This is a genomic window from Caballeronia jiangsuensis (genome assembly GCF_046030135.1).
GTDB classification, from domain to species: domain Bacteria; phylum Pseudomonadota; class Gammaproteobacteria; order Burkholderiales; family Burkholderiaceae; genus Caballeronia; species Caballeronia jiangsuensis.
The window spans coordinates 1-1241 of record NZ_JAQQDB010000104.1 but is presented as its reverse complement, the minus strand read 5'-3'; the positions used below and the strand labels follow the sequence as shown (position 1 = coordinate 1241).

Here is a 1241-nt window from a genome sequence, read left to right as displayed (position 1 = left end):
TGTAGTGGTTCAGTATTCTTGGACACCGATTACGCAGTTTCCACCTTTAAATCCTCGAACTCGGCCGGCGGCATGTGACGCGCGGCCGAGTGCAAGCGTTCCTGGTTGTAGTACATCAAGATGTAAGTCAGCACATCGGCGCGAGCCTCGGCGTGATCACGGTATGCGTGCTCGCCGATGCATTCTCCTTTGAGCGTACAGAAGAAGCGCTCGACGACGGCGTTGTCCCAACAGTTTCCTCTGCGGCTCATGCTCTGCACGATCTCGTGCTCCTTAAGAAACTGCTGGAACGTCAAACTCGCATAGTTGCTTCCTTGGTCCGAGTGGAACATCAATCCCGGTTCGGTACGCCGCGTTTGAAGTGCGACCTGTAACGCGCCAATCACCAAGAACGTGTCACAGGAACCCGAGGTCGCCCAGCCGACTACACGCCGGGAGTACAGATCGATCACCACAGCCAGATACATCCAGCCCTGCTGCGTCCAGATATACGTCACGTCGCCCGCCCAGAACCGGTTTGGAACCGTCACGGTGAATGCCCGATCGAGCCGGTTTTGCGCAATCGCCGATGCTTGCGTGCGCTTCACATAACGATGCGTGCGACGTACCCGCGCCTGCACACCGCCTTCGCGCATGAGGCGACGCGCACGCTCGCGTCCCACCGCATGGCCCCGACGCTTCATTTCCTGCGATATGCGCCGACTGCCATAGCTTTGCCGCATCTGCGCATGAATCGCCTGCACCTCGCGCATCAGCCCCATACGTACCGGACGTGCCTTGCCCTGCCGCGCCTTCCATGCGTAGTAACTGCTGCGCGCCACGCCGACTACACGACACAGCGTCGCTGTCGGATATGCCTTCTCTGCCTGCCGGATCACTTCGAATCGCGGTCCAGTTCCTTGACAAAGAAGGCCGTGGATTTTTTTAGAATGTCGCGCTCCCGTTCGAGCTCCGCCACTCGTTTCTCAAGTGCTCGAATCCTTAGCTGTTCAGCGCTGCCGCCCTCGGCTGCGCTCACCGGTGCACCCGCAACCGGCCGGCGATTGCCGATCCAGCGCCGCAACGCCGTCTCTCCAATGCCCAACGCCTTCGCCGCCTTCGTCACCGTGTAGCCCTGCTCCAGCACAAGCGCCACTGCCTCGCGCTTGAATTCCTCTGAAAATTCTCTTCTGCCCATTTGACACCTCGCTGGTCGATCAAAGTCTACCTTTCGAAGTGTCCAAGATTGCTAGACCACTACA

The 1241-nt window shown here is 59.1% G+C and carries 1 protein-coding gene; it reads right to left on the bottom strand.

What is annotated here, in order from left to right:
• Positions 1–29 precede the first annotated feature (29 nt).
• Positions 30–1177 (bottom strand): IS3 family transposase gene (locus PQR08_RS38520; protein ID WP_250487957.1). Its coding sequence is split into 2 segments (ribosomal slippage): positions 30–928 and positions 928–1177, totalling 1149 coding nucleotides; the frame shifts between segments, so codons are not numbered across the junction.
• Positions 1178–1241 lie beyond the last annotated feature (64 nt).